General features: G+C 63.6%; 1 pseudogene. It reads right to left on the bottom strand.

Going from position 1 to position 1,369, the window contains the following annotated elements:
- Positions 1 to 1,369 (bottom strand): annotated as a pseudogene (locus HU727_RS25440) (type IV secretion protein Rhs); the annotation flags it as partial.

A 1,369-nucleotide genomic window follows, 5' to 3' on the forward strand; every position in this document is an offset into this window, starting at 1 on the left:
TATCAGCAGGCGGTTGCCCTTGATCTGCGCAGGGCCGGGGCGGTCCTGCATCAGCAGGTTGCCGGCCGGGTCGTGAGCGAAGGACTCGGGCAGTTCATCGCGCGAGTGGCGCACGCGGATCAAGCGGTCGAGGGCGTCGTAGCCGTAGGTGCGCTGGCCGTGGCGGCTGTCGGCGACGTGCTCCAGATTGCCGTTGGCGCTGTAGGCATAATCGCGGCGGTACAGCGCGGCGTGGCGATGGCCTACGGCATGAGCGAGCAAACGGCCCTGATCGTCGTAGGCATATTCGCTGAGCAGCAAGCCTTGCTGGCGTTGCTGCTCGCGGCCGGACTGATACACATGGCAGGTCAGCGGCGTGCCGTTGAGGTCGATGGCCGTCAGCGCACCGCCCTTGGCGTAGTGATAGTCGAGCTTGCTGTTGTCCGGCAGGCGCAGGCGTTTGAGTTGGCCGCAAGCATCGTAGGCATAGCGCAACGTGCCCCAGCCCTGATGCTCGGTGATCAGCCGATCCTGGCGGTCGTACTCGAAAGCCAGCGGGTGGTTGTGGCCGTCATCAACGCCAGTCAGGCGGCCGAGGCGGTCGTAGTGATAACTGACCTTGACCCCGTCGGGCAGGGTTTTGACCTGCAGTCTTCCGGCGGCGTCGCGCTTGTACTGGGTGACCAGACTGAGGCCATGTTCGCCGAACTCGGTCTTCTCCAGCAGATGACCGTTGAGGTCGTAAACGTAGGCAGTGCGCCGGCCATCGAAGCCGGTTTCCTGTCGGATCAATCCGGTTGGCGTGTAGTCCAGGCGGTATTTTTCGCCCGACTCGTTTTCGATCTCTGTGAGCAGCAGCCGCGCATGGTCGTAGCGGTACTGCACGCGGGTGCCGTCGGGGTTGATACGCCGCGAGACCAGGTGCAGGTCATCGTCATATTCATAGCGGGTGATGCGACCGAGTTCGTCGCGTTCGGCGGTGATCTGGCCGTAGGCGCCGTAGCTGTAGGCGCGAGTGCTTCCCGTAGGAGAAGTCGTCAGGATCAGTCGGCCCGCCGCGTCCCATTGCTGACGGGTGATGGCACCAAACTCGTCCTCGGTTGTGGTCCGTCGTCCCAGCGTGTCGTAGGAAAACCGCCGCACGCCACCGTCGGGCAGGGTTTCCTCGACGAGTTGACCGAGTTCGTTCCACACCCAGCGATGCCGGCTGCTGTCCGGGTAGCGCAGCGACAGCAACTGACCGCGAAGGCTGTAGTAGTAATGGGTGACCTGGCCGTCGGGATCGACCGCTTCAGTGACGGCGCCTTCGGCATTGCGCCGATAAATCCACACCGCGTCGCCACGGCAACGCTTGTAGAGAAAACCGTTGCGGTACTCGTAGGACGTCGGC

The sequence above is a fragment of the Pseudomonas khorasanensis genome (assembly GCF_014268505.2).
In the GTDB taxonomy this organism is placed as follows: Bacteria; Pseudomonadota; Gammaproteobacteria; order Pseudomonadales; family Pseudomonadaceae; genus Aquipseudomonas; species Aquipseudomonas khorasanensis.